The following is a 25,649-nucleotide window of genomic DNA, read 5'->3' as shown; positions in this document are numbered from 1 at the left end:
CTAGCAGATGACTGTAAAAGTAACTGAACGCGACGATTCACACATGTCCCATGAAGGCGTAGCCGCCGGCGTACGGATCTGGGATGTGCATCAACAAGACTTGCTGGTCGGCATGTTCCACAACGAGATCGACGCCCACAATTACAAGGCCGAACTGGAACTGCAGGAACAGCAGCGGGATCGGAAATCCGCCTGAATCAAACCACAGCTTTGAAAACGACAAACCCCGCCATGAGCGGGGTTTGTCGTTGTTGGGTGCTTCAGGGCCGCTTCGCAGCCCGACTGGACACGATTACCACATCAGATCATCAGGGATCACATAGGCCGCGTACGGATCGTCCTCGGCATTGACCTCTTCGACCTTCTCGTTGAGCTGCACGATGCGATGTGGATCGCGCTCCTGAATCTTCAGGGCCGCCTCACGAGGAATCACTTCGTAGCCGCCGGCATGGTGCACGATCGCCAGCGAGCCGCTGCTGAGCTTGTTGCGCATCAGCGTGTTGACGGAGATGCGCTTGACCTTCTTGTCGTCGACGAAGTTGTAGTAGTCCTCGGTGGTCAGCTTTGGCAGACGCGAGACTTCGATCAACTGCTTGACCTGCGCAGCGCGGGCCTTGGCCTCGGCCTTCTCCTGCTGCTGACGGTTCAGCTCCTGGTCGCGCTTGACCTTCTCGGCCATGGCTTCCTGGGCAGCACGCTGCTGGGAGTCGTCCAGTTCGATCTGGCCTTTGTGGGCCAGGCGCTGTTGTTTCTGTTTGTCTTTGCTGACCTGCTTGGCCTGCTTTTGGTTGACCAGTCCTGCCTTGAGCAACTGGTCGCGAAGGGAAAGGCTCATTGATGCTTACTCACTTGGGCAACGGCTCAGCCACAGCTGGGCGAATTCTTTTCCTGACGTTTGGCTTCGCCCCACAGGGCGTCCAACTCTTCGAGGGTGCAATCTTCCATGGGTCGGTGGGTATCGCGCAATGCCTGTTCGATAAAACGGAAACGTCGTTCGAACTTGGCGTTGGCGCCACGCAATGCGGTTTCCGGATCGACCTTCAGGTGCCGGGCCAGATTGACCACCGAAAACAGCAGATCGCCGATCTCGTCGGCCACCGCTTGCGGGTCATTTTCGGACATGGCTTCGAGCACTTCATCGAGCTCTTCCCGGACCTTGTCCAGCACCGGCAAGGCATCCGGCCAGTCGAAACCGACCTGCCCTGCGCGCTTCTGTAACTTGGCCGAGCGGGACAACGCCGGCAACGCAGCCGGCACATCGTCGAGCAGTGACAGTTGCTGCGGCTCGGCGGATTTCTCGGCTCGCTCTTCGGCCTTGATCTCCTCCCAGCGCTGCTTGACCTGCTCCTCGTTCAGACGCGGCACGTCCAGCGGCGCATACAGATCGCCAGTGGGGAACACGTGCGGATGGCGACGGATCAGCTTGCGGGTGATGCTGTCGACTACCCCGGCAAATTCGAACCGCCCCTCCTCCCGCGCCAGCTGGCTGTAATACACCACCTGAAACAGCAGATCGCCCAACTCTCCCTGCAAGTGGTCGAAGTCGCCGCGCTCGATGGCGTCGGCAACTTCGTAGGCCTCTTCAAGGGTGTGCGGGACGATGGTCGCGTAAGTCTGCTTGATGTCCCACGGGCAACCGTACTGCGGGTCGCGCAGACGGTTCATCAGGTGCAGCAGGTCTTCAAGGCTGTACATACAAAATCTCACTCAACCCTTTCTGCGATCTTGCTCGTTCCCCCGCTCCGCGTGGGAATGCAGCCCGTGACGCTCCGCGTCACTGGACGCGGAGCGTCCCTAGAGGCATTCCCACGCAGAGCGGGGGAACGATCAATCAAAGTCATCTTCACGGGGTCCGGTTACGCCGCGTTTCGATGATGTTCGGCAACTGGGAAATCCGCCCCAGCAACCGCCCCAGCGCGTCCAGACCCGGAATCTCGATGGTCAGGGACATCAGCGCGGTGTTGTCCTCCTTGTTCGAGCGGGTGTTGACCGCCAGCACGTTGATCCGCTCGTTGAGCAGCACCTGCGAGACGTCACGCAGCAGACCGGATCGGTCGTAGGCGCGGATGACGATGTCCACCGGATAGGTGAGCACCGGCACCGGGCCCCAGCTGACCTGGATGATCCGCTCCGGCTCGCGCCCGGCCAGTTGCAGCACCGAGGCGCAGTCCTGACGGTGAATGCTCACGCCACGGCCCTGGGTGATGTAACCGACGATCGCATCGCCCGGCAATGGCTGGCAGCAGCCGGCCATCTGGGTCATCAGGTTGCCGACGCCCTGGATCTGAATGTCGCCGCGCTTGCCCGGCTTGTAGCCGGTGGCCTTGCGTGGAATCAGCTCCAGCTGTTCGTTGCCGCGTTCCGGCTCGACCAGCTGTTGCGCCAGGTTGACCAGTTGCGCCAGACGCAGGTCGCCGGCCCCGAGAGCGGCGAACATGTCTTCGGCGGTTTTCATGTTGGCCTTGTCGGCCAGCTTGTCGAAATCCACCGCCGGCAGGCCGAGGCGACTGAGTTCGCGTTCGAGCAGGGTCTTGCCCGCCGCGACGTTCTGATCGCGCGCCTGCAACTTGAACCAGTGCACGATCTTCGCCCGCGCCCGGGACGTGGTGACGTAGCCCAGGTTCGGGTTCAGCCAGTCACGGCTCGGCGTGCCGTGCTTGCTGGTGATGATCTCGACCTGCTCGCCGGTCTGCAGGCTGTAGTTGAGCGGAACGATGCGCCCGTTGATTTTCGCGCCACGGCAGTTGTGACCGATTTCGGTGTGCACGCGGTAGGCGAAGTCCAGCGGCGTCGCGCCCTTCGGCAAGTCGATGGCGTGACCGTCCGGGGTGAAGATGTAGACCCGGTCCGGCTCGATATCGACCCGCAGCTGTTCGGCCAGACCACCGATGTCGCCCAGCTCTTCGTGCCACTCGAGGACCTGACGCAACCAGGAGATTTTCTCTTCGTAGTGGTTCGAGCCGGACTTGACGTCGGTACCCTTGTAGCGCCAGTGCGCGCAGACGCCGAGTTCGGCCTCTTCGTGCATCGAATGGGTCCGGATCTGGACTTCCAGCACCTTGCCTTCCGGGCCGATCACCGCCGTGTGCAGCGAGCGGTAGCCGTTCTCTTTCGGGTTGGCGATGTAGTCGTCGAATTCTTTCGGGATATGCCGCCACAGGGTGTGGACGATGCCGAGCGCGGTGTAGCAGTCGCGCATTTCCGGCACCAGCACGCGCACCGCACGCACGTCGTAGATCTGGCTGAATTCCAGACCCTTGCGCTGCATTTTGCGCCAGATCGAATAGATGTGTTTGGCCCGGCCGCTGATGTCGGCTTCGACGCCGGTGGCCTGCAGTTCGTCCTTGAGCTGGGTCATCACGTCGGCAATGAAACGCTCGCGGTCGAGCCGCCGCTCGTGCAGCAGCTTGGCGATCTGTTTGTATTGATCGGGTTCCAGGTAACGGAAGGACAAGTCCTCCAGTTCCCATTTGATATGGCCGATGCCGAGTCGATGCGCGAGCGGCGCATAGATGTCGAACACTTCCCGGGCGACCCGGTTACGTTTTTCGTCGTCGGCGGTTTTCACCGCACGGATCGCGCAGGTGCGTTCGGCGAGCTTGATCAGCGCGACACGCACGTCGTCGACCATCGCCACCAGCATCTTGCGCAGGTTTTCCACCTGGCCCTGGGTGCCGAGCACCATCGACTGGCGAGGGCTGAGGCTGGCGCTGATTGCCGCCATGCGCAGCACGCCGTCGATCAGTTTGGCGACCACCGGGCCGAAGCGCTGGCTGACCGCCGCGAGTTCGATCTGGCCTTCGCGTACGCCGCGATACAGAACCGCGGCAACCAGCGAGTCCTGATCGAGCTTGAGGTCGGCAAGGATCTCGGCGATCTCAAGGCCCGTGCTGAAACTGCCGCTGCCTTCGGACCAGAGATTCTTCGCCGCATTGGACTGTTGCTCGGCCTGGCGAGCGTACTCGCAGGCCTCTTTCAAGGCTTCGCGATCCAGTGCCAGATCGACACTGACCGCATGATCGAGCCAAGCCTCGAGATTGATACTGCCGTCAGTGTTGATCGGCTGGTGTGCTCTCACCTGTACCATCTTGCTTTACCTTCCCTACGACGCAGATTCAATGCGTCAAATCACTGACCGTCAATGCCCGTTCGCGCTCGCGGGGCCAAGGCGAGCGCTACGGACGACCAGTCGGATCAGACGAGCCATCCTGGCTCGCTTCAAATAACGCCATGGCCTCGACATGTGCCGTCTGAGGAAACATATCGAGAATCCCGGCACGTTTTAACCGGTAGCCCTGCTTGATCAATTCGACCGTATCGCGCGCCAGAGTTGCAGGGTTGCACGACACGTACACCAACCGTTTGGCGCCCAAGGCCGCCAGCTTGCGCACCACCTCGAAAGCACCGTCGCGCGGTGGGTCCAAGAGTACCGCAGAAAAGCCGTTTCCGATCCACTGGGCATCGGTCAAAGGCTGAGATAAATCGGCCTGAAAAAACTTTGTGTTATGCAAATTGTTGCTGGCGGCATTCGCTGCCGCGCGATCGACCATGGTCTGCACGCCTTCGACCGCCACCACTTCACGCGCAGCTTTCGCCAGCGGCAGGGCGAAGTTGCCGAGACCGCAGAACAGGTCGAGCACGCGCTCATCCGCTGTCGGTTTCAACCACTCCAGCGCCTGGGCGACCATGGCCTCGTTGACCCCGGCGTTGACCTGGATGAAATCCCCCGGCCGGTAGGCCAGTTGCAGATCCCATTGTTCCAGGCGATAACCGAGCGACTGTGCATCATCCACCGGCTGCGGTTCGCCTTCGCCATGCAGCCAGAGCTGCGCTTCATGGAACGCGCAGAAATCCTTGAGGATCGTCAGGTCGGCCTCGGACAGCGGCGCCATGTGACGCAGCAGAACAGCGAGTGACGAGCCACTGAACAATTCGACATGCCCCAGCGCCTGAGGTTTGCTCAAGCGACGCAGCATCTCCGGCAAGCGGGTCATGATCGGTTGCAAGGGCTGTACCAGCACCGGGCATTCACTGATCGCGACGATGTCCTGGCTGCCGGCGGCACGGAAGCCGACTTCAAGCTTTTTGGCCTTGCTGTCCCAGCGCACGGCGATCCGGGCGCGGCGACGGTAGCCGAATTCGGGACCGGTCAACGGCGCCGCCCACTCCTCGGGCTCGGCACCGGCGACTCGCGACAACTGCTCGGCGAGCATGCGCTGTTTCAGGGCAAGCTGTTCGTTGTGGGGCAAATGCTGGACGCTGCAACCGCCGCAACGGCCGGCATGCTGGCAAGGTGTGGGACGACGCAATTCACTGGCGCTGAATACGCGCTCGGTACGCGCCTCGACCACTTTGCCGTGGGCGCCGAGCACCCGCGCTTCGACCTCCTCACCCGCCAGAGCGCCGAGGACGAACCAGGTCTTGCCTTCAAAAAACGCGATGCCGCGACCGTCATTGGCCAGGCGCTCGATGCTCAGGCGCTGCTTTTTGCCGGTCGGGATTTGCGGGGCCTTGCTGCCGCCGGTGGGCTGGAAGCGCAGGCCTCTCTCGTGCTTGGCCATCAGTTGGGCGCGTCGAAAATGCCGGTCGACAGGTAACGGTCGCCACGGTCGCAGATGATCGCAACGATCACCGCGTTTTCAACTTCTCTGGACAGGCGCAGCATCGCTGCCACCGCACCGCCCGAGGACACGCCGCAGAAGATGCCTTCTTCGCGGGCCAGACGCCGGGTAACGTTTTCGGCCTCGCTTTGCGCCATGTCGACGATGCGGTCGACGCGATCGGCCTGATAGATCTTCGGCAGGTATTCCTGCGGCCAGCGGCGGATGCCGGGAATGGCCGAGCCTTCCATCGGTTGCAGACCGACGATCTGCACCTTGTCGTTCTGCTCCTTGAGATAACGCGACACGCCCATGATGGTGCCGGTGGTACCCATGGAGCTGACGAAATGGGTGATGGAACCCTGGGTCTGACGCCAGATTTCCGGGCCGGTGGTGGTGTAGTGCGCTTCAGGATTGTCGCCGTTGGCGAACTGATCCAGCACCTTGCCACGGCCTTCGGCTTCCATCCGCTGGGCGAGATCGCGAGCGCCTTCCATGCCCTCTTCCTGGCTGACCAGAATCAGCTCTGCGCCGTACGCGGTCATCGCCGCTTTACGCTCGGCGCTGGAGTTGTCCGGCATGATCAGGATCATCTTGTAACCCTTGATCGCGGCGGCCATCGCCAGGGCGATCCCGGTGTTGCCCGAGGTCGCTTCGATCAGCGTATCGCCTTCGTGGATCTGCCCGCGCAACTCGGCACGGGTGATCATCGACAGCGCCGGACGATCCTTGACCGAACCCGCCGGGTTGTTCCCTTCGAGCTTGAGCAAAAGGGTGTTGCTGGTGACACCGGGCAGGCGCTGCAAACGCACCAGCGGCGTGTTGCCGACGCAATCGGCGATGGTTGGGTACTGCAAGGTCATGGCGTTTTTCGCAATCCGGACAGCGGGGGCGCCTATCATACCGGCAAACCTGCGCAGGCCATATCACGCAAAGTGTGGTGCTTATGGTTTCTTGGAATAAGCAGTAAAAGTCGCGCCAGTGGCGAGACTTTTGTGGTGTTCACACAATCTGCTGGCGACTCATGTCCACTGTGGGAGCTGGCTTGCCAGCGAAGACGTCGGGACTGACAGCACTGTCATCCGCCACCAACCGCAGATTCAAGCGCAATCCCGACGGGCCATTCTCGGCCCACAGGGTTCCACCCTGGCGTTGCACCGCATTTCTCGCGATGCTCAGCCCCAGACCAAATCCACCGTCCCCCGGCCGCGAGCCGTCGAGGCGAATGAAGGGCGAGAAGATCCGCTCAAGGTCCGCGTCGGCCACGCCGCCGCCCTCGTCCTCCAGCCACAAGTGCCAGTAATCGCCATCCCGCCGACCTTCGAGCCGCACAATGCCGCCCGGTGGCGAATGACGAATGGCGTTGCGCAGAATGTTTTCCAGGGCCTGGGCCAGGGTGTTGAGATTGCCGCGTACCCAGCAGGACGCTTCAACGCCGCACTGCAACTGCCCGGCCGGCCAGCAGCTTTCGTAGCAGGCGTTTTCCGTGAGCATTTCCCACAGCGCCTGAATCTGGATCGCTTCGTCCGGCAACGGTGCGCGCTCGGTGTCGAGCCAGGCCAGTTGCAGGGTGTCTTCCACCAGTCGCTGCATCACGTCGACTTCGCGACCGATGCGCTCGCGCAACGGTTGCAACTGCTGCTCGCTTTCGCTGGCGACCCGCAGCCGGCTCAGGGGTGTGCGCAGTTCGTGGGACAGGTCGCGCAGCAGTTGCTGTTGCAGGGCCACGGTGGATTGCAGGCGTTCGGACATCGAATCGAAGGCACGGGCCAGTTCGCCGAGTTCATCGGGGCGCTGGGTGATGCCGCTCGACAACCGCACATTCAATTGATCGGCGCGCCACGCATTGGCCTGCTCGCGCAGATTGTTCAGCGGCACCACCAGCAGGCGATACAGGCCGACGCACAGCAGCAAGGTGAACAGACCAGGAATCACCCCGTTGGTAATGACTCGCCAGAACACCCGGTATTTTCCCGGCAGAAATCGCTCGGGCAACTCGATGACCAGGCTGCCGGCAGTCGGGTCACTGGGGAACGGTACGCGCAGCCACGGCCGACCCTTTTTGTGAATCGGCCAGTCAAGGCCGCGCAGGAAGGTCAGGCGCTGCAGCGCCTGAGCGTTCAGCGGCTGGCTGCCCAGCGACTGTAGATTGCCGCCGATCACGCCGACCCAGCCGGCCTCGCGCAATTCCATGCTCTGCAACCAGCTGTCGATGCCATCGCGCTCGCCCTGCTGCCAGGCGCGCTCGGCCTCGGCGGCATACCGGCTCAACGTGCGACGGGCGTCATCGGAGAGAAACTGATTGCGCTGCTCCATGTACCGGCCCCAGGACCAGCTCAGCCAGATCATCAGCAGACAGAACGCCACCAGCAGGCAGGCGAGTTTCCAGAACAGCGAGTGCCGGCCCGGCAGGTCAGACACTTTCATCGACGGCACTCAGAACGTAACCCTTGCCCCACACCGTGCGCACTTCCCGCTCGGTGTAGCCGACCGACTTGAGTTTGCGGCGGATCTGGCTGATGTGCATATCAAGGCTGCGGTCGTGGGCCGCATAACCGCGTTGCAGGACGTGCTGATAAAGGAAGGCCTTGCTCAGCACTTCCTCGTCGTTGCGATTGAGGGTTTCCAGCAGACGGTATTCGCTGCGGGTCAGGCCGACGGGCTGGTCGAGGTAGAACACCTCGCACTGCTCGTCGTCGAAACGCAGCCCGCCGACCGGCACCACCGCAGCGACGGCCGTCGGGCGACGATCAAGGGCGACCCGGCGCAGGATCGCTTCAATGCGCACATGCAGCTCAGCCATGCTGAAGGGTTTGGGCAAATAGTCGTCGGCGCCAAGGCGGAACCCGCTGATACGGTCGGCCTCGGCACCGAGGGCCGACATCAGCAACACCGGGGTGGAATGGCTCTGACGCAGTTGGGTCAGGACATTCAGTCCATCGAGCCCCGGCAACAGAATGTCCATCAACACCACATCGAACGGCTGGCGTCGGGCGATACTCAGGCCTTCGCTGCCGTTCTGGCACCAGGTGACCTGAAAGCCGCTGCGGCCCAGATGTTCATGGACATAGGCACCGAGGACGGGGTCGTCTTCGATGGAAAGAATGCGGGGTTGGCCAATGGAGACAGGAGTCATGACTATCTGCAAATAATTCTCAGTTGGGCGATTATTCAAGATTGCCCCGCGCCCGGCAACCCAAGCTTGACCTGTCGGACAGATGACAGGTGCCCAAGCGAAGAACAACGACATCATTTTTCCCGACAACGTCCCTGAGCAAATCGCTACACTGCGCCGATACCGCGTGCCGGACGCACGTGTGAGTCAACAATCAGCGGGATGCAGGAGAAAGGCGTGCTCAAGAAACTGGGAATCAAAGGTCGCGTGTTGCTGCTGACCCTGTTGCCGACCAGCCTGATGGCACTGGTGCTGGGCGGGTATTTCACCTGGACGCAGCAGTCCGACCTGCAAGCCCAATTGATGCAGCGCGGCGAAATGATCGCCGAGCAACTGGCCCCGCTGGTAGCCCCGGCCATGGGCCACGGCGATGCCGAATTGCTCGAGCGCATCGCCACCCAGTCCCTCGAACAACCGGACGTGCGCGCCGTGACCTTCCTCGCGCCCGATCGCTCGCCCCTCGCCCACGCCGGTCCGACCATGCTCAATCAGGCGCCGAGCGGCGACAGCGCGCATTTGCTGCGACGCAGCGGCAACGACGCCACCCGCTATCTGCTGCCGGTCTTCGGCAAACACCGCAACCTCGCCGGCGAGCTGATCCCGCAAGAGTCCGACCGTTTACTCGGTTGGGTGGAACTGGAGCTGTCGCACAACGGTATGTTGTTGCGCGGCTATCGGAGCCTGTTCGCCAGTCTGTTGCTGATTGGCGCGGGGCTGGCCGGCGCTGCCTTGCTGGCCTTGCGCATGGGCCGCACGATCAACCGCCCGCTGAGCCAGATCAAACAGGCCGTCGCGCAGCTCAAGGACGGTCACCTGGAAACCCGCCTGCCGCCACTGGGCAGTCAGGAGCTGGATGAACTGGCGTCCGGCATCAACCGCATGGCCGGCACCCTGCAAAACGCCCGGGAAGAATTGCAGCACAGCGTCGATCAGGCTACCGAAGACGTGCGCCAGAACCTGGAAACCATCGAGATCCAGAACATCGAACTGGACCTGGCCCGCAAGGAAGCGCTGGAAGCGAGCCGGATCAAATCCGAATTCCTCGCCAACATGAGCCACGAGATCCGCACACCGCTGAACGGCATTCTCGGGTTCACCCACCTGTTGCAGAAAAGCGAGCTGACCCCGCGCCAGCTCGACTACCTGGGCACCATCGAAAAGTCCGCCGACAGCCTGCTGGGGATCATCAACGAGATCCTCGATTTCTCGAAGATCGAGGCCGGCAAACTGGTGCTCGACCATATTCCGTTCAACCTGCGCGACCTGTTGCAGGACACCCTGACCATCCTCGCACCCGCTGCCCACGCCAAGCAGCTGGAACTGGTGAGTCTGGTGTACCGCGACACGCCGCTGTCGCTGGTCGGCGATCCGCTGCGACTCAAGCAGATCCTGACGAATCTGGTGAGCAACGCGATCAAGTTCACCCGCGAAGGCACCATCGTTGCTCGCGCCATGCTCGAAGAAGAAAACGATGACAGCGTGCAGTTGCGCATCAGCATTCAGGACACCGGTATCGGCCTGTCGAACCAGGACGTGCGCGCGTTGTTCCAGGCCTTCAGCCAGGCCGACAACTCGCTGTCGCGCCAACCCGGCGGCACCGGTCTGGGGCTGGTGATTTCCAAGCGTCTGATCGAACAGATGGGCGGCGAAATCGGCGTCGACAGCACGCCGGGTGAAGGCTCGGAATTCTGGATCAGCCTGAACCTGCCCAAGACCCGCGACGATGCCGAAGACCTGCCCGCCGCGCCATTGCTCGGGCGCCGGGTGGCGGTGCTGGAAAATCACGAGCTGGCGCGTCAGGCACTGCAGCATCAACTGGAAGACTGCGGCCTCGACGTCACGCCGTTCAATACCCTGGAAAGCCTGACCAACGGCGTCACCGGCGCCCATCAGACCGATCAGGCCATCGATCTGGCCGTGCTCGGCATCACCAGTAACGACATGCCGCCGGAACGCCTGAACCAGCATATCTGGGACCTTGAGCACCTCGGTTGCCGGGTGCTGGTGTTGTGCCCGACCACCGAGCTGACGCTGTATCACCTTTCGGTGCCCAACCCTCACAGCCAGCTGCAATCGAAACCGGCCTGCACTCGCAAACTCCGTCGGGCGCTGTCGGACATGGTCAACCCGCGCCAGTCGCGCAGCGAACCGGGCGAACCGCTGTCGAGCCGCGCGCCGAAAGTGCTGTGTGTCGATGACAACCCGGCCAACCTGTTGCTGGTGCAGACCCTGCTCGAAGACATGGGCGCCAAGGTGCTGGCCGTGGAAAGCGGTTACGCCGCGGTCAAGGCGGTACAGAGCGAAAGCTTCGATCTGGTGCTGATGGATGTGCAGATGCCCGGCATGGACGGACGCCAGAGCACCGAAACCATTCGCCAGTGGGAAAGCGAGCGCCATTGCACGCCGCTGCCGATCGTCGCCCTCACCGCCCACGCCATGGCCAATGAAAAACGCGCGCTGCTGCAAAGCGGCATGGACGACTACCTGACCAAGCCGATCAGCGAGCGGCAACTGGCGCAGGTCGTGCTGAAGTGGACGGGTCTTGCACTGCGCAATCAGGCGCCGGACCGAGGCGGTGAAAGCCTGCTGGGCAATCAGGAACTGCCGATTCTCGATCACGAAGAAGGTTTGCGCCTGGCTGCCGGCAAGGCGGATCTGGCGGCGGACATGCTGGCGATGCTGCTGGCCTCGCTCGAAGCCGACCGGGAAGCCATCCGCACCGCCCGCGACCATCAGGATCAGAACGCTCTGCTTGAACGGGTGCACCGCCTGCATGGCGCCACTCGCTACTGCGGCGTGCCGCAATTGCGCGCCGCCTGCCAGCGCAGCGAAACCCTGCTCAAGCAGGACGATCCCAAGGCCTCGACCGCGCTGGACGAGCTGGACCGGGCGATCAATCGTCTGGCAGCCCAGGCGAAGATCAGCGCCTGATCCACGGCAATACCGATCAACGCCGACGCGGCTACAGTTGTCGCGGGTGAATTGCGCCCGCGTCGATGCTCCAGGAGGATTTCATGCGCACGATCGTTTTCAGCAGCCAGACCTACGACCGCGACAGTTTCCTCGCCGCCGACTGCCCGGCCGGGATCGAACTGCACTTCCAGCCGGCCCGGCTCAGTCTGGATACCGCAGCGCTGGCCGAGCATCACGAAGTGGTTTGCGCATTCATCAACGATGACCTCAGCGCCCCGGTGCTCGAACGTCTGGTGGCCGGCGGGACACGCCTGATCGCCTTGCGTTCGGCGGGTTACAACCATGTAGACCTGGCCGTCGCCAAACGCCTCGGGCTGGCCGTCGTGCGGGTACCGGCCTACTCGCCCCATGCGGTGGCCGAGCACGCGGTGGCGTTGATCCTCGCCCTCAACCGACGCCTGCACCGTGCCTACAACCGCACCCGCGAAGGCGATTTCAGCCTGCACGGCCTCACCGGTTTCGATCTGGTGGGCAAAACCGTCGGCGTCGTAGGCACCGGGCAGATCGGCGCGACCTTCGCGAAGATCATGCACGGTTTCGGCTGCGAACTGCTGGCCTACGACCCTTATCCTAACCCTGCCGTCGAAGCGTTGGGCGCGCGCTACCTGAGCCTGCCGGATCTGCTGGCGCAGTCGCGGATCATCAGCCTGCACTGCCCGCTCAACGAACAGAGCAGACACCTGATCAACCGCGATTCGCTGGCGCACATGCAACCGGGGGCGATGCTGATCAACACCGGGCGTGGCGGTCTGGTGGACACGCCTGCGCTGATCGACGCCCTGAAGGACGGCCAGCTCGGTTATCTGGGACTGGATGTGTATGAAGAGGAAGCGCAGCTGTTCTTCGAGGACCGTTCCGACCTGCCGCTACAGGACGACGTGCTGGCGCGGCTGCTGACGTTCCCCAATGTGATCGTTACCGCGCATCAGGCGTTCCTGACCCATGAGGCGCTGGGCGCGATTGCCGCGACCACCCTGCACAACATTGCGACCTGGGCGGCGGGCACGCCGCAGAACCAGGTCGAAGGCTGAACGAACGGACTCAGACCGGAGGCGGCGTCGGCGTAATCGCCACGCACAGGATCAACAGCGCCAGCCAGCCGAACCCCAGCAAACGTTGTTTGAGGGAGTGCCCGCTGCGCAGCAGGAACCAGACAAACACCAGCGGCATCAGAAACGCCATGATCTTCAGCCAGCCTTCCACCGGGCGCGAGCCGTCCGGGTTCAGCACCGGCTCGACAGGCTGCGAACGACGGCGTCGCCCCGCAGCGGCGGGCATGATCTTCGGCCGCTCGGGGGCCGGCGGCGGAACGTAGGCCTCGGGCACTGCCTTGTTGCGCGGCAGGCTACCGAAGGAAATTGTCGACGTGCCCTTTTCGGCTTGAGGCGCCTGCGCCTCTGCCAGCGGGGCTCCGCAATGAATGCACGCCGTGGCTTCGGAGCTGATGCTCCGCTTGCATTCATAACATTCGATCAGCGCCATGTTCCGTTCCTTGAAAATGAAGGCGGCAGTTTGCCACGACTGCGGTGTCGATTTGAACCGGATCGAAGGTCGCACGCGCGCATCATTCTGCAATCAAGCCCGTGCTAGCATGTCGCGCATATTTGGAGGACCCATGGTCGAACACGATTTCCGCTACACCCTGATGAACCCGCAACACACCCTCACCGAATGCCGCGCCCTGGTTCCGGGCCGCTATCAGGTTACCGGCAACGGTGGCTCGATCCGCATCGGCGACGTGCTCGTCGTGACCCTCAAAGGCAGCAAGGACTTGTCCATGCGCCTGACCGTCGACACCGTCCGCCACCTGATCAATCCGCCGGGTCAATGGACCGCAATGACCACCGGTCCGGTGTTCGGTGAACTGGCGATCCACACCTGGCAGGTCAACTGCGACAGCTGCGCCAAGGAGCTGAGCTTCGAATTCGCCGTGGACGCCAAACTGGGCAAGCCTGCGGAAAAACCGGCCGCCACCGCACGTATTGCGGAGCTGGGCTGGAAAGCCATCGGCGACAAACATCTGTGCCCGAAATGCCAGGAGCCGGCGTGATGAAACACCTGGCCCTGACCGCCGCTGTCGGCGCCGGCCTGATGGGTTGCGCCGCGGAGCCTGTGCAACTGCAACAAAACCGCAGCTACATTCTGGAATGGATCGGCGAGCGTCCGCTGATGGACTACAGCCACCTGACCGTGACCCTCGGCGATGATGGCCGGGCCTATGGCAATGGCGGCTGCAACCACTGGTTCGCGCCGTACACCCTGGAAGGCGACAAGCTGAGCTTCGGCAAGATCGGCAAGACCCGCAAACTCTGCGCACCGGCGCTGATGGAGCAGGAGCAACGCTTCCTCCAAGCCCTGGAGCATGTGGAGCGCTGGGACATCTCGCCGATCGAGCAGATACGCTTCTGGCCGGCTGAAGGCAAGCCGTTGCGCTGGTGGCTGGAAGAAGGCTGATCCTGCTGCACTGAATGATCGTTCCCACGCTCTGCGTGGGAATGCATCCCGTGACGCTCTGCGTCACAGCGGACGCGGAGCGTCCGGGGCGGCGTTCCCACGCAGAGCGTGGGAACGATCAGCCAAGGCGAATCAGTTGGTCGCCTGCAATGCCTCGAGCTTCGCCATCACCCCCGCCGCCGTCTGCTCGCCCATCAGCTGTTCCCTCACTTTGCCCTTGTTGTCGATGATGTAGGTCACCGGCAAGGCTTCACTGCGCGGCAGTTCGAACAGTTCCGCCGGATCCTGCGCCAGCACGGTGAACTTGATGCCCAGCTTCTCGCTGGCGCTCTTCAGCTCTTCCCCCTGCACGTTGTCGAAGTTGACCCCGAACACGCCGATCTTCTTGCCCTTGAGTTCGTCCGCCAGGTGATTGAGTTCCGGGATTTCCGTGCGGCACGGGCCGCACCATTCGGCCCAGTAGTTGAGCACGACCCATTGTTTGTCGAGGCGCTCGGACGCCACTTTCTGTCCGTTCTGATCGATGCCGTAGTCGTTACCGCAGCCCCCCAGCATCAACGCCCCGATGATCGTCAATGCCGCTGCCAGTGCCCGTGTCATGTCGTGTTCCTTGTGAAAAATTGAATGCGCCTGCGACCCATCGCCTCCCAAGGTTCTGGATTGCGCGCTGCACAGTTAGAATAGCCGCCACTCTACGCAAGAAGCGACCCGCCCATGACCGATCTGACGCTTTATCACAACCCGCGCTGCTCGAAATCCCGCGGTGCGCTCGAACTGCTCGAAGCCCGTGGCCTGACGCCGACCGTGGTGCGCTACCTCGAAACCCCGCTGGACGCCGCGCAGATCAAGGCCTTGCTCGGCAAGCTGGGCATCAGCGCCCGGCAACTGCTGCGCACCGGCGAAGACGAGTACAAGACCTTGAATCTGGCCGATGCCAGTCTCACCGAGAAACAATTGATCGAAGCCATCGCGGCGCATCCCAAGCTGATGGAGCGACCGATTCTCGAAGCCGGCGACAAAGCCGTCATCGGCCGTCCACCGGAGCAGGTCCTGGAGCTGCTGCCGTGAGTGCGCCGTACATTCTGGTTCTGTATTACAGCCGCAGCGGCTCGACCAACGAGATGGCCCGGCAGATTGCCCGTGGCGTCGAGCAGGCCGGCCTCGAAGCGCGCCTGCGCACCGTGCCGGCGATCTCCACCGAGTGCGAAGCCGTGGCACCGGACATTCCGGATGAAGGCGCGCTGTACGCCACTTTGGATGACCTGAAGAATTGCGCCGGCCTGGCCCTCGGCAGCCCGACCCGTTTCGGCAACATGGCCGCGCCGCTCAAGTACTTCCTCGATGGCACCAGCAACCTGTGGCTGACCGGCGCGCTGGTCGGCAAACCGGCCGGGGTGTTCACCTCCACCGCCAGCCTGCACGGCGGTCAGGAAACCACCCTGCTGTCGATGATGCTGCCGCTGCTGCACCACGGCATGCTGATCACCGGCCTGCCTTACAGCGAGTCGGCGCTGCTGGAAACCCAGGGCGGCGGCACGCCGTACGGTGCCAGCCATCACGCCGGGGCAGACGGCAAAAGCGGCCTCGATCAGCACGAAGTGGCGCTGTGCCGCGCTCTTGGTGCACGCCTGGCCAATACGGCCCGGAAACTGGGGAACTGAGATGGCCAGAAAGCCGAAAGTCCTGCCCGCCGTCGAATGGCTGGAACCACGAGTGCGGGCGATGCGGGTGATCAGTCTGCTGTGCTTTTTCGGCCTGGCCGGACTGCTCGCCGCGTATTACCTGGTGTTCGCCGACCTGCACGGCGCGCGGCCGTGGGTGATTCTGCTGATCGAGCTGATCCCGTGGATCGTGCTCGCACCGGGCATGATCATGGGCAGCGCACGCGGGCATTCGTGGATGTGCTTTGTGGTGAATCTGTATTTCATCAAGGGCGCGCTGGCCGCATATGACCCGAGCCGGCAGCTGTTTGGCGTGCTGGAGATGATCGCCAGTCTGGCGGTGTTCTGCTCGGCGCTGTTGTATGTGCGGTGGCGGTATCAGCTCAATCGCAAACTGGCGGGCGAAGGCGAAGTCTCCGTCGCCTGACAGACCGCTATCGCTGGCAAGCCAGCTCCCACAGGTTTCGGGATCGTTCCCACGCTCTGCGTGGGAATGCATAAAGAGACGCTCCGCGTCTCAGGGACGCAGAGCGTCCCGGGCGGCGTTCCCACGCAGAGCGTGGGAACGATCAAGTGCAGTACTTCTCAATGGTTGACGGTGTACGCCAGCATCATCGAGATCTGGCTCATCGGCCGTCCACCGCTTTCTTCATGCCACTGGTTGAACGCATTCTGCACCGTCGCCAGATCCCGCAGGCTGGTCGGCACCTTGTCGACGATCTTTTGCGCATTCAACGCCGCGACCACGTCGTAGCTCGGCACAAACGTATCCTTGCCAACCATCCGCAAGAACCGTGGCGCCGACAAGCCGCCCAATTGATGACCGTGCTTTTTCAGATAGGTCCACAAACCGACGATGTCGGTCACCGGCCAGTCGGCCAGCAACGCGCCGAAGCTGCCCTTCTCTTTCTCGACGTCCAGAATGAACTGCGCATTGCGCGGCACGCTTTTGAGTTTGCCCAGGTGACGGATGATCCGCGCATCCTGCATCAATCGCTCAAGGTGTTCGGCGCTCATGAGCACGACCTTTTCCGGGTCGAATTTGAAGAACACTTCTTCGAAGGCCGGCCACTTGGCGTCCACCAGACTGTGCTTGAGCCCGGCACGAAATACCCGCAGGGCCATGGTCGAGAGATAACGGTCGTCGCTGATCTTGCGCAGTTGCGCCGGGGTCTTGGGAACGGGCAGATGGGCTTCCAGTTCAGCCGCCGAACCGAAGCGGTTCAGACAGTATTCGTGCAGCCACTTGTAGTCGCGCATGCCCTCTCCTTTTGAATGAAACGAAAAACCAATGTGGGAGCGGGCTTGCTCGCGAAAGCGTCGTGTCAGCCGGCATCAACACTGGATGACACACCGCAATCGCGAGCAAGCTCGCTCCCACAGTGACGGTGTTACAGGTTCACCACATTGACGAAACGCGAAGCCGCCGTCTCGTCGATCTTCAGGCTGGTGAAGTCAAACAGGTTGCGGTCAGCCAGTTGCGACGGGATCACGTTCTGCAGGCTGCGGAAAATGCTTTCGGTGCGGCCCGGGGTCTTGCGTTCCCAGTCCTGGAGCATTTCCTTGACCACCTGGCGTTGCAGGTTTTCCTGGGAACCGCAGAGGTTGCACGGAATGATCGGGAATTGCTTGAAGTCCGAGTAGGCCTGGATGTCTTTCTCGTTGCAGTAGGCCAGCGGACGGATCACCACGTTGCGCCCGTCATCGGCGCGCAGCTTCGGCGGCATGGCCTTGAGGCTGCCGTTGAAGAACATGTTGAGGAAGAACGTCTCGACGATGTCGTCGCGATGATGACCGAGGGCCATTTTGGTCGCGCCGATTTCGTCGGCGAAGGTGTACAGCGTGCCGCGACGCAGGCGCGAGCACAGCGAGCAGGTGGTCTTGCCTTCCGGGATCAGCTCCTTGACCACCGAGTAGGTGTCCTTCTCGACGATGTGGTACTCGATGCCCAGCTCTTTCAGGTAGGCCGGCAGCACGTGCTCGGGGAAACCCGGCTGCTTCTGGTCCATGTTCACGGCGACGATCTCGAACTTGATCGGTGCAACCTTCTGCAGGTGCATCAGCACGTCGAGCATGGTGTAGCTGTCCTTGCCCCCGGACAGGCAGACCATGACCTTGTCGCCGTCTTCGATCATGTTGAAGTCGGTGACGGCTTCGCCGGCCAGGCGGCGCAGGCGCTTTTGCAGTTTGTTCTGGTTGACCGTAAGAGTGCCCATGACGCGAAATCCGTGAGGTGTGACGAAAGGCGGGCATTTTACGCAAAAACACTTGGCTTGTGGCCACAGGTTGTCGCCCCCTCAAATGCCCGTTTGCACAGACCCCGACGCGATTACCCCGAAGGTTTACAGCGCGATTTGCTCTAAGCCCCTACCACCTGTGCGGTTAAGACCTTTCTATACTGCGACATAAGGTCGCACACAATCTGAAGACCTGTATTTGCTCGGCCGCATTGGCCCGTAGGCGCTCCGCTGGGGGGCGATGGCAATAACGAGAGGAGTGACTGGCATGATCCATCACGTAGTGGGACTTTTTACCCACCCCGATCAGGAATGGAAGGAAATCCGTGGCGACCAGGAAGAAAGCATCAGCCACATGTACCTGACGCACACGCTGATTCTGGCGGCGATCCCCGCTGTTTCGGCATTTATCGGCACGACTCAGGTCGGCTGGGTGATCGGCAACCGCGCACCGGTGATGCTCACCGTCGAAAGCGCGTTGTGGATGACGATCATGTCTTACCTGGCGATGCTCGGCGGGGTCGCGGTCATGGGTGCCTTCGTGCACTGGATGGCCCGCACCTATGACGCCAACCCGAGCCTGGCGCGTTGCGTGGCATTTGCCACCTACACCGCGACACCGTTGTTCGTCGGTGGGCTGGCGGCGCTTTATCCGCACATGTGGCTGGGGATGATCGTCGGCACGGCGGCCATCTGCTACACGGTGTACCTGTTGTATGTGGGGCTGCCGACCTTCATGAACATTCCGTCCGACGAGGGGTTCCTGTTTTCCAGCTCGGTGCTGGCGGTGGGTCTGGTGGTGCTGGTCGCCATCATGGCGTTTACCGTGATTGTCTGGGGACTGGGCGTGGGGCCCGTCTACACCAACTGACGACCGATCCAACCCGAGAAGAACAAGATCCGCCAACACAGGCCGCCGCAAGGCGGCCTTCTCATGCCTGGAATAAACGTCGCGACCATTCGGCAGTTTGGCGATACGCAACGCCGAAAGGTTGCGGCATACTCCAAATCTCTGGAGATCCATCAAGCATGCCCGAGCAACTCAATACCCGCGTCGAAGACTGTTTCCAACTCGCTGAATCCTTTTTCAAACGTCCCTTCAAACGCCCCGTGGTGAGCCTCAAGCTGCGCGGGCAAAAAGCCGGGGTCGCGCATCTGCACGAGAACCTGCTGCGCTTCAATCCGCAGCTGTACCGGGAAAACACCGAACATTTCCTCAAGCAGACCGTGGCCCACGAAGTCGCGCACCTGATCGCCCATCAGCTGTTCGGCGATCGCATCCAGCCCCACGGCGAGGAGTGGCAACTGATCATGCGCGGCGTTTACGAATTGCCGCCGGACCGCTGCCATACCTATGAAGTCAAACGCCGCAGCGTGACCCGCTACATCTATAAATGCCCGTGTGCCGACAGCGATTTCCCGTTTTCGGCCCAGCGCCATAGCCTGGTCAGGCAGGGGCGGCGCTATCTGTGCCGGCGTTGCCGCAACACATTGGTGTTCAGTGGTGAAATGCGGGTGGAATAAGACCCCATCTCGCTCCCACGCTCTGCGTGGGAATGTATTCCGTGACGCTCTGCGTCACAGTGGACGCGGAGCGTCCATGGCGGCATTCCCACGCAGAGCGTGGGAACGAGCTACAAAACCACTTTCGCGGCACGCAGTTCGGCAATCCGCTCAGGGCTCAAGCCCAATTCCCCCAACACCTGATCCGTATGCTGCCCCAGCGCCGCGCCGACATGTCGCGGCGCCGGCAATGCTTCGGAAAACTTCAGCGGACACGCGATCTGCGCCTGCACCGAGCCATCCCCACGCGGTACCTGCGTCACCAGTTCCCGCGCCTGCAATTGCGGATGCTGCACCGCCTCGCCCAGGTTCAACACCGGTTCGACACAGGCATCGATCCCGGCGAACAGCTCGCACAGTTCGGCAAAGTCATGCTTCTCGAACTCGACCTTCAAGTCGTCCTTGAGCGCCCGCTGCTGCTCGGGTTTGGGCGACAAACCCTGCGCCGCCAGTTCCGGCCGGCCCAGCGCCGCACACAATTGCTGCATGAAGGCCGGCTCCAGACTGCCCACCGACATCCAGCGCCCGTCGCGGGAGCGGTAGTAATCGTAGAAGCTGCCGCCATTGAGCATCTGATCTTCCCAGCGCGGCTCCTCGCCGCAGGCCAGATACCCGGCACCGGCCATGGCATTCAGGCTGAATACACAGTCGGTCATGCTCACATCCAGATGGGTGCCCTGCCCGGTCTGCTGACGGGAAATCACCGCTGCCAACAGGCCGATCACCCCGTGCAGCGAGCCGCCCGCCACATCCGCTACCTGCATGCCCAACGGCAACGGCCCGTTGTCGGCGCGACCGGTGTAGCTGGAGAGCCCGGCCAGCGCCAGGTAGTTGATGTCGTGGCCGGCGCGGTCCTTGTACGGCCCGGTCTGGCCGTATCCGGTGATCGACACATAAATCAGCTTCGGATTGATCGCCTTCAGCGCCTCGTAACCCAGCCCCAGCCGCTCCATCACTCCGGGTCGGAATTGCTCCAGCACGATGTCGTAGTCCGCCAGCAACTGCTTGACCAGCTCCAGCGCCTCGGGCTGCTTGAGGTCCAGCGCCAGGCTGCGCTTGTTGCGATTGAGATAGGCATGACTGGCCGAGACGCCTTGATCGTGAGGCGGCAACACCCGCACCAGATCGAGGCGGGTCGGCGACTCGATGCGCAGCACTTCGGCGCCCATGTCCGCCAGCAGCAGCGAGGCGAACGGCCCCGGCAGCAGGGTCGAGAAATCCAGAATCTTCAGTGAGGCCAACGGTGCAGACATGGGCAATCTCCATCAACGATGCATGCAGCCTAGGCAGCCCTCGGCGATGGGGCAATTACCGGATGCATCAGTTGCGCTGACCGTTGCGCTCAAACAGCAGGCAAGAAAAAACCCGCCGAGGCGGGTTTTTCCATTCAAGCGATGCTTACTTCACATTGCTCGGGGTCGGGCCTTCGGCCACGCCCAGGTCATCTTCAGGACGGGTATCGGCGATACCGCGACCGCCCGAGGCCAGCTCGGCGTCCAGCACGTCGGTGTCCAGCTCCTTGACCCACTTGGCCACAACGATGGTGGCAACGGCGTTGCCGACCAGGTTGGTCAGGGCGCGGGCTTCGGACATGAAGCGGTCGATACCCAGGATCAGCGCCAGACCGGCCACCGGCAGGTGACCTACCGCCGACAGGGTGGCCGCCAGCACGATGAAGCCCGAACCGGTCACACCGGCTGCGCCTTTGGAGGACAGCAGCAACACCACCAGCAGGGTGATCTGGTGAGTGATGTCCATGTGGGTGTCGGTCGCCTGAGCGATGAACACGGCCGCCATGGTCAGGTAGATTGCGGTGCCGTCGAGGTTGAACGAGTAGCCGGTCGGGATCACCAGACCCACCACCGATTTCTTCGCGCCCAGACGCTCCATCTTGATCAGCATGCGTGGCAGTACCGATTCCGAAGAGGAAGTACCCAGTACGATCAGCAGCTCTTCACGGATGTAACGGATCATCTTCAGCACACTGAAACCGTGCATGCGAGCGATACCGCCGAGCACGATCAGGATGAACGCCAGGCAAGTGATGTAGAAGCAGATCATCAGTTGACCCAGCTGCACCAGCGAGCCGACACCGTAGGCACCGATGGTGAACGCCATCGCACCGAAGGCACCGATTGGCGCGAGCTTCATGATCATGTTGATGATGTTGAACATCACGTGGGCGAAGCGATCGATGAAGTCCAGGATCGGCTTGCCGTAGGCACCCAGGCGGTGCAGGGCGAAACCGAAGATCACCGAGAACATCAGCACTTGCAGGATGTCACCGGTGGCGAACGCGCCGACGATGGTGGTCGGGATCACGTTGAGCAGGAAGCCGACAACGCTCTGGTCTGCGCCTTGAGCAACATAGGTCGCGACTTTCGAGGCGTCGAGGGTGCTGACGTCGATGTGCATGCCGTTGCCCGGTTGCACGATGTTGACCACGATCAGGCCGACCAGCAGGGCGATGGTCGAAACGATTTCAAAGTACAGAAGTGCGTAACCGCCGGTCTTGCCGACCGATTTCATGTTCTGCATGCCGGCGATACCGCTGACCACGGTGCAGAAGATGATCGGGGCGATGATCATTTTGATCAGTTTGATGAACCCGTCACCCAGCGGCTTTACGGCCACGCCGAACTGCGGGTAGTAGTGGCCGAGCGCAATACCGATACAGATTGCGACGATCACCTGGAAATACAGGGATTTGTACAGTGGCTGACGAGTCGTCATTGCAAAGTTCCTCAAGAGTCCCGCGCGGCAACATCCATCTGTTGAACGCGACACCTGAATTGCGAACCCTCCTGCACTGGAGGGATTTGTTGTGTCGAACGGCGCTGTTCCGGACCGGCTCGGCGCACGCTTCTGTCGCTCTTATCGCAAACGGCGTGCCACTTTGGTGCAAATCGCTGCAAGCCTTTTGATATCAGGGGATGCGGGCTTTTCCGTGTCACCGTTCGGTTACTCAAGTGTGGCGGATTTCCGCCAACTCGCCCGACCTCGTCCTACAATTTGGCGGAAATCCGCCTTGTTACCGATCAAAGGCAACCGCTACCATCGGTCGCCAGAGGAAGGATCTGCCGCCCATGCGCGAACGCACAATCGCCAGTCACTTTGCCCGCGCCGCCCTCGGTGGCGCGCGGCGCTCGGGTTACGACTATTCGGACCTGCTGCAGCAACTGGGCATCAGTCCCGAACTGCTCGACGAGCCGCGCGCACGGATCGCCCCGGAGCAATTCACCCAACTGATCCAGAACCTGTGGCTGGCCCTGGACGACGAATACCTGGGTTTTGGCAACGCACCGAGCAAGCCCGGCAGCTTCGCCATGATGTGCCACGCCATCATTCATTGCCGCAGCCTGGAGAAGGCTCTGCAACGCGGCTTATTGTTTTATAGCCTATTCCCCGAAGCCCCGCGCCTGACCCTGACCCATGAAGACGAATGGGTGCGCCTGAGCCTCGACGATGCGCAATTGTGGGACCCGGATCACTTTCTCAGCGAGAGCCTGCTGGTGATCTGGCATCGCCTCGGCAGCTGGCTGATCGGCCAGCGGATTCGTCTGGAACAGGCGAGTTTCAGCTATCCGAAACCGGCGCACGGGGCGGAATACGATTTGCTGTTTTCATGCCCGCTGGAATTTTCCGCAACGCAAAGCAGCCTGGTGTTTCACAGTCGCTATCTGCACATGCCGCTGTTGCAGGACGAACGCACCCTCAAGCATTTCCTCGAACGCTCCCCCGCCGATTTGCTGTCACGCCCGGACGACGGCAACAGCCTGAGCAGTCGGCTACGGCGCTTGCTCAGCCACGACAGCGCACGCTGGCCGGACCTCGAAGCCGTGGCCGCGCACCTGCACATCAGCCCGCAAACCCTGCGCCGGCATTTGCGCGAAGAAGGCACCAGTTTTCAGGAATTGAAGGATCAGTTGCGACGGGACATCGCGATTTATCACCTTGGGCGCGCGGATCTGTCGTTGCAACAGATCGCCGAACAACTCGGTTTCTCCGAGCCGTCGGCTTTTCATCGGGCGTTCAAGAAGTGGACGGGGCTGACGCCGGGGGCTTATCGGGCGCAGGCGTGAGTATCAATACAAGCCGATGGGCCAAAGCTCCAAGCGTTGATTATTCGTCTGTCGGAAACGAAAACGGCCGCGAGGACCGTTTCCGATTGTTCGCTGATCATCAAGTAGTCATCGAATCCCTAAAACATCGACATAATGCCCTGATGTCCTGAGATCTGTTTCCGTGAAAAATACATGCGTCCCCATTTCTTTACACCTAAGACCAATAAATATTATCTATAAGGAAATCCCCCCCTGAGTTCATAGGATTAACAATTTCAAAGTGCGTGATAAAACGTCCCGCGATCGCCGTATAGATAAAAGGAGCGCTAACATTTGTCTTGGGAGCTTGTTTTGTTTCAACGACACCAATGGCGTCGTAAAAAGTAATCGAGCCTCCGAGCGGCGCATAGTAGTCAAATTTGATTGTTTTGGTTGTCCCAGGAAGCTCAAATCGATGTTCATTTCTGCCAAACATTGCCAAAGCCACACGACCCCAATGGCTGTAAAGATCTTGAATTGGTAAAAAAAGATATGGAATCGTCCCATACCCAGACAGCCAAACAAACTGCATTCCGCTTCTGAAAGAAACCTTCCTATTCAATTTAAATAGTTGAAGAGATTCAGATTCAAAGTTTTCTTGACCAGAGACCAGGGTAACAACAGTTAGTGTGTACTCTTTTGAATACGTCTGACTCGAGTGATACAGCGACTCGACGACAAATCGATGCGCGCCCTGCGCGGCCGTGACGGTTTTCGAATAGTCGCCTTTCGCATCAGCCGTCACCTTGCCCAACGACTTTGCACTCGCACCGCTGCCATCCCACAACTCACCCTGCTGGCCAGGACTCAGCTTGCCGCTGATCACCAGCGTGGTCGCCGTGGCGAATCCTGCGTTCGCAACGAGCGCACCGGTGGCGGTGTTTTCGTTCACCTTGTCGATGGTCGGCACAACGACGGCCACGACGGTCAAGGTATGAGGAATGGAGTACACAGGTTTGCCCGGATGATACAGCGACTGTATGTAGAATCGATGAGCACCCAGCGCGGCCGTGACGGTTTTCGAACAGTCGCCCTTCGCATCAGCCGTCACCGTGCCCAACGACTTTGCACTCGCACCGCTGCCATCCCACAACTCACCCTGCTGGCCAGGACTCAGCTTGCCGCTGATCACCAACGTGGACGCGATGGTCGATCCTCCGATCGCAACGGCCGCACCGGTGGCGGTGTTTTCGTTCACCTTGTCGATGGTCGGCACAACGACGGCCACGACGGTCAAGGTATGAGGAATGGAGTACACAGGTTTGCCCGGGTGATACAGCGACTGAATGTAGAACCGATGAGCACCCGGCGCGGCCGTGACGGTTTTCGAATAGTCGCCCTTCGCATCAGCCGCCACCTTGCCCAACGACTTCGCACTCGCACCGCTGCCATCCCACAACTCACCCTGCTGGCCAAGGCTCAGCTTGCCGCTGATCACCAACGTGGGCGCGATGGTCGATCCTCCGATCGCAACGGCCGCACCGGTGGCGGTGTTTTCGTTCACACGGGTAATGGTCGGATCAATAACCGCCGTCACATTGAAGGTCCGCGGTGTCGACGATTGTCCGGAGCCGTACAAGGCTTTGGCCGAGAAACTGTGTCCTGTCAGGGACATGTCGGTAATCGTCAGCGTCCAGATGCCGGTCACTAGATCGGCAGTGGACTGGCCTTTGGGTGTCGTGCCATCAAACACCTCGACCCTCTGCCCCTTGGCGGCGCTGCCTTCGAACGTCGCGCTGGTTTCGACGGTGGTTTCACCTTCGCGGATTTCCTCATTGCTTTGAAAGCCCTTGGCCGAGGTGATTTGCGGCTTGTCATCCGCCGCCGTCCCTACGACAAACTCCAACGGATTCGAATAGCTGGTCTTGCCCGTCGCATCCCGA

Annotated in this window: 24 protein-coding genes and 1 pseudogene; 11 read left to right on the top strand and 14 right to left on the bottom strand. The window is 61.4% G+C overall.

The window, feature by feature from the left end; genetic code table 11:
• The first annotated feature begins 7 nt into the window (after nt 1–7).
• The gene (locus ACTJK7_RS28010) at nt 8–196 is read left to right on the top strand and encodes a hypothetical protein (protein WP_039772867.1); all 189 of its coding nucleotides are present in this window, start codon (nt 8–10) and stop codon (nt 194–196) included.
• Between the two features lie 96 nt (nt 197–292).
• Here the strand turns inward: ACTJK7_RS28010 and ACTJK7_RS28005 are convergent, their stop codons facing one another.
• The 7 genes from ACTJK7_RS28005 to ACTJK7_RS27975 form a co-directional block, all read right to left on the bottom strand.
• The gene (locus ACTJK7_RS28005; RefSeq protein WP_108562993.1) at nt 293–835 is read right to left on the bottom strand and encodes a DUF2058 domain-containing protein; all 543 of its coding nucleotides are present in this window, start codon (nt 833–835) and stop codon (nt 293–295) included.
• A gap of 26 nt (nt 836–861) precedes the next feature.
• Nucleotides 862–1,695 (bottom strand): nucleoside triphosphate pyrophosphohydrolase, encoded by an 834-nt coding sequence (gene mazG / locus ACTJK7_RS28000; protein ID WP_039772901.1) that lies wholly within the window; start codon nt 1,693–1,695, stop codon nt 862–864.
• Nucleotides 1,696–1,843: 148 nt separating this feature from the next.
• The gene (gene relA / locus ACTJK7_RS27995; RefSeq protein WP_085745095.1) at nt 1,844–4,087 is read right to left on the bottom strand and encodes a GTP diphosphokinase; all 2,244 of its coding nucleotides are present in this window, start codon (nt 4,085–4,087) and stop codon (nt 1,844–1,846) included.
• An 88-nt stretch (nt 4,088–4,175) separates the two neighbouring features.
• On the bottom strand, nt 4,176–5,561 hold the full coding sequence (rlmD, locus tag ACTJK7_RS27990) for a 23S rRNA (uracil(1939)-C(5))-methyltransferase RlmD (RefSeq protein ID WP_108562994.1): 1,386 nt from the start codon (nt 5,559–5,561) through the stop codon (nt 4,176–4,178).
• A complete protein-coding gene (cysM, locus tag ACTJK7_RS27985) occupies nt 5,561–6,463 on the bottom strand; it encodes a cysteine synthase CysM (RefSeq protein ID WP_197869232.1) in 903 nt (300 codons plus the stop codon). Before cysM ends, rlmD begins: the two co-directional genes overlap by 1 nt.
• Before the next feature lie 139 nt (nt 6,464–6,602).
• Nucleotides 6,603–8,027 carry a sensor histidine kinase gene (locus ACTJK7_RS27980; RefSeq protein WP_108562995.1) on the bottom strand — a complete coding sequence of 475 codons (1,425 nt, stop codon included), beginning with the start codon at nt 8,025–8,027 and terminating at the stop codon, nt 6,603–6,605.
• Entirely contained in the window at nt 8,014–8,736 is a 723-nt protein-coding gene (locus ACTJK7_RS27975) for a response regulator transcription factor (protein ID WP_108562996.1), read from the bottom strand. The genes ACTJK7_RS27980 and ACTJK7_RS27975 overlap by 14 nt, the downstream gene beginning before the upstream one ends.
• 216 nt (nt 8,737–8,952) lie before the next feature.
• Here ACTJK7_RS27975 and ACTJK7_RS27970 point away from each other — a divergent pair, with 216 nt between their 5' ends.
• Nucleotides 8,953–11,706, top strand: coding sequence for a response regulator (locus tag ACTJK7_RS27970; protein WP_064383560.1), 2,754 nt, complete (start codon nt 8,953–8,955; stop codon nt 11,704–11,706).
• Nucleotides 11,707–11,789: 83 nt separating this feature from the next.
• A complete protein-coding gene (locus ACTJK7_RS27965; RefSeq protein WP_085655755.1) occupies nt 11,790–12,779 on the top strand; it encodes a 2-hydroxyacid dehydrogenase in 990 nt (329 codons plus the stop codon).
• A 10-nt stretch (nt 12,780–12,789) separates the two neighbouring features.
• On the opposite strand, the gene ACTJK7_RS27960 is transcribed toward ACTJK7_RS27965, so the two are convergent.
• Nucleotides 12,790–13,230, bottom strand: a complete 441-nt coding sequence (locus ACTJK7_RS27960; protein WP_197869220.1) for a hypothetical protein — start codon at nt 13,228–13,230, stop codon at nt 12,790–12,792.
• 133 nt (nt 13,231–13,363) lie between these two features.
• Between ACTJK7_RS27960 and ACTJK7_RS27955 the strand changes: the two genes are divergently transcribed.
• Both ACTJK7_RS27955 and ACTJK7_RS27950 read left to right on the top strand, forming a co-directional pair.
• Complete coding sequence (locus ACTJK7_RS27955; RefSeq protein WP_197869221.1) at nt 13,364–13,798, top strand: hypothetical protein; 435 nt, start codon at nt 13,364–13,366, stop codon at nt 13,796–13,798.
• Nucleotides 13,798–14,202, top strand: coding sequence for an META domain-containing protein (locus tag ACTJK7_RS27950; protein ID WP_323151572.1), 405 nt, complete (start codon nt 13,798–13,800; stop codon nt 14,200–14,202). Before ACTJK7_RS27955 ends, ACTJK7_RS27950 begins: the two co-directional genes overlap by 1 nt.
• 132 nt (nt 14,203–14,334) lie before the next feature.
• Here the strand turns inward: ACTJK7_RS27950 and ACTJK7_RS27945 are convergent, their stop codons facing one another.
• Entirely contained in the window at nt 14,335–14,802 is a 468-nt protein-coding gene (locus ACTJK7_RS27945) for a TlpA disulfide reductase family protein (RefSeq protein ID WP_102688139.1), read from the bottom strand.
• Nucleotides 14,803–14,916: 114 nt separating this feature from the next.
• On the opposite strand from ACTJK7_RS27945, the gene arsC reads away from it, so the two are divergent.
• The 3 genes from arsC to ACTJK7_RS27930 are packed head-to-tail and all read left to right on the top strand — an operon-like array spanning nt 14,917 to nt 16,290.
• On the top strand, nt 14,917–15,270 hold the full coding sequence (gene arsC / locus ACTJK7_RS27940) for an arsenate reductase (glutaredoxin) (RefSeq protein ID WP_323151573.1): 354 nt from the start codon (nt 14,917–14,919) through the stop codon (nt 15,268–15,270).
• Nucleotides 15,267–15,863, top strand: coding sequence for an NAD(P)H:quinone oxidoreductase (gene wrbA / locus ACTJK7_RS27935; protein WP_011335490.1), 597 nt, complete (start codon nt 15,267–15,269; stop codon nt 15,861–15,863). Before arsC ends, wrbA begins: the two co-directional genes overlap by 4 nt.
• Nucleotide 15,864: 1 nt before the next feature.
• On the top strand, nt 15,865–16,290 hold the full coding sequence (locus ACTJK7_RS27930; protein WP_011335491.1) for a DUF2069 domain-containing protein: 426 nt from the start codon (nt 15,865–15,867) through the stop codon (nt 16,288–16,290).
• A 158-nt stretch (nt 16,291–16,448) separates the two neighbouring features.
• Here the strand turns inward: ACTJK7_RS27930 and ACTJK7_RS27925 are convergent, their stop codons facing one another.
• Entirely contained in the window at nt 16,449–17,123 is a 675-nt protein-coding gene (locus ACTJK7_RS27925; protein ID WP_197869224.1) for a DNA-3-methyladenine glycosylase I, read from the bottom strand.
• A 131-nt stretch (nt 17,124–17,254) separates the two neighbouring features.
• Nucleotides 17,255–18,079 (bottom strand): tRNA 2-thiocytidine(32) synthetase TtcA, encoded by an 825-nt coding sequence (ttcA, locus tag ACTJK7_RS27920; protein WP_011335493.1) that lies wholly within the window; start codon nt 18,077–18,079, stop codon nt 17,255–17,257.
• Between the two features lie 289 nt (nt 18,080–18,368).
• Between ttcA and ACTJK7_RS27915 the strand changes: the two genes are divergently transcribed.
• Nucleotides 18,369–18,971, top strand: a complete 603-nt coding sequence (locus ACTJK7_RS27915) for a Yip1 family protein (protein WP_007957761.1) — start codon at nt 18,369–18,371, stop codon at nt 18,969–18,971.
• Between the two features lie 158 nt (nt 18,972–19,129).
• Complete coding sequence (locus ACTJK7_RS27910) at nt 19,130–19,624, top strand: SprT family zinc-dependent metalloprotease (RefSeq protein WP_007957760.1); 495 nt, start codon at nt 19,130–19,132, stop codon at nt 19,622–19,624.
• Between the two features lie 110 nt (nt 19,625–19,734).
• Here the strand turns inward: ACTJK7_RS27910 and ACTJK7_RS27905 are convergent, their stop codons facing one another.
• Together ACTJK7_RS27905 and ACTJK7_RS27900 are read right to left on the bottom strand one after the other, a co-directional pair.
• Nucleotides 19,735–20,916, bottom strand: coding sequence for a CaiB/BaiF CoA transferase family protein (locus ACTJK7_RS27905; RefSeq protein ID WP_440781009.1), 1,182 nt, complete (start codon nt 20,914–20,916; stop codon nt 19,735–19,737).
• 145 nt (nt 20,917–21,061) lie between these two features.
• Nucleotides 21,062–22,396, bottom strand: coding sequence for a dicarboxylate/amino acid:cation symporter (locus tag ACTJK7_RS27900; RefSeq protein ID WP_007957758.1), 1,335 nt, complete (start codon nt 22,394–22,396; stop codon nt 21,062–21,064).
• Nucleotides 22,397–22,749: 353 nt separating this feature from the next.
• On the opposite strand from ACTJK7_RS27900, the gene ACTJK7_RS27895 reads away from it, so the two are divergent.
• Complete coding sequence (locus ACTJK7_RS27895) at nt 22,750–23,745, top strand: AraC family transcriptional regulator (RefSeq protein ID WP_197869226.1); 996 nt, start codon at nt 22,750–22,752, stop codon at nt 23,743–23,745.
• A 196-nt stretch (nt 23,746–23,941) separates the two neighbouring features.
• On the opposite strand, the pseudogene ACTJK7_RS27890 reads toward ACTJK7_RS27895, so the two are convergent.
• Nucleotides 23,942–25,649: pseudogene (locus ACTJK7_RS27890) on the bottom strand (hypothetical protein); the annotation flags it as partial.

It is taken from the genome of Pseudomonas sp. 22085 (genome assembly GCF_052045815.1).
GTDB lineage: Bacteria > Pseudomonadota > Gammaproteobacteria > Pseudomonadales > Pseudomonadaceae > Aquipseudomonas > Aquipseudomonas glycinae.
The sequence above is the reverse complement of the archived record's forward strand: the minus strand, read 5'-3'. Positions and strand labels throughout refer to the sequence as shown.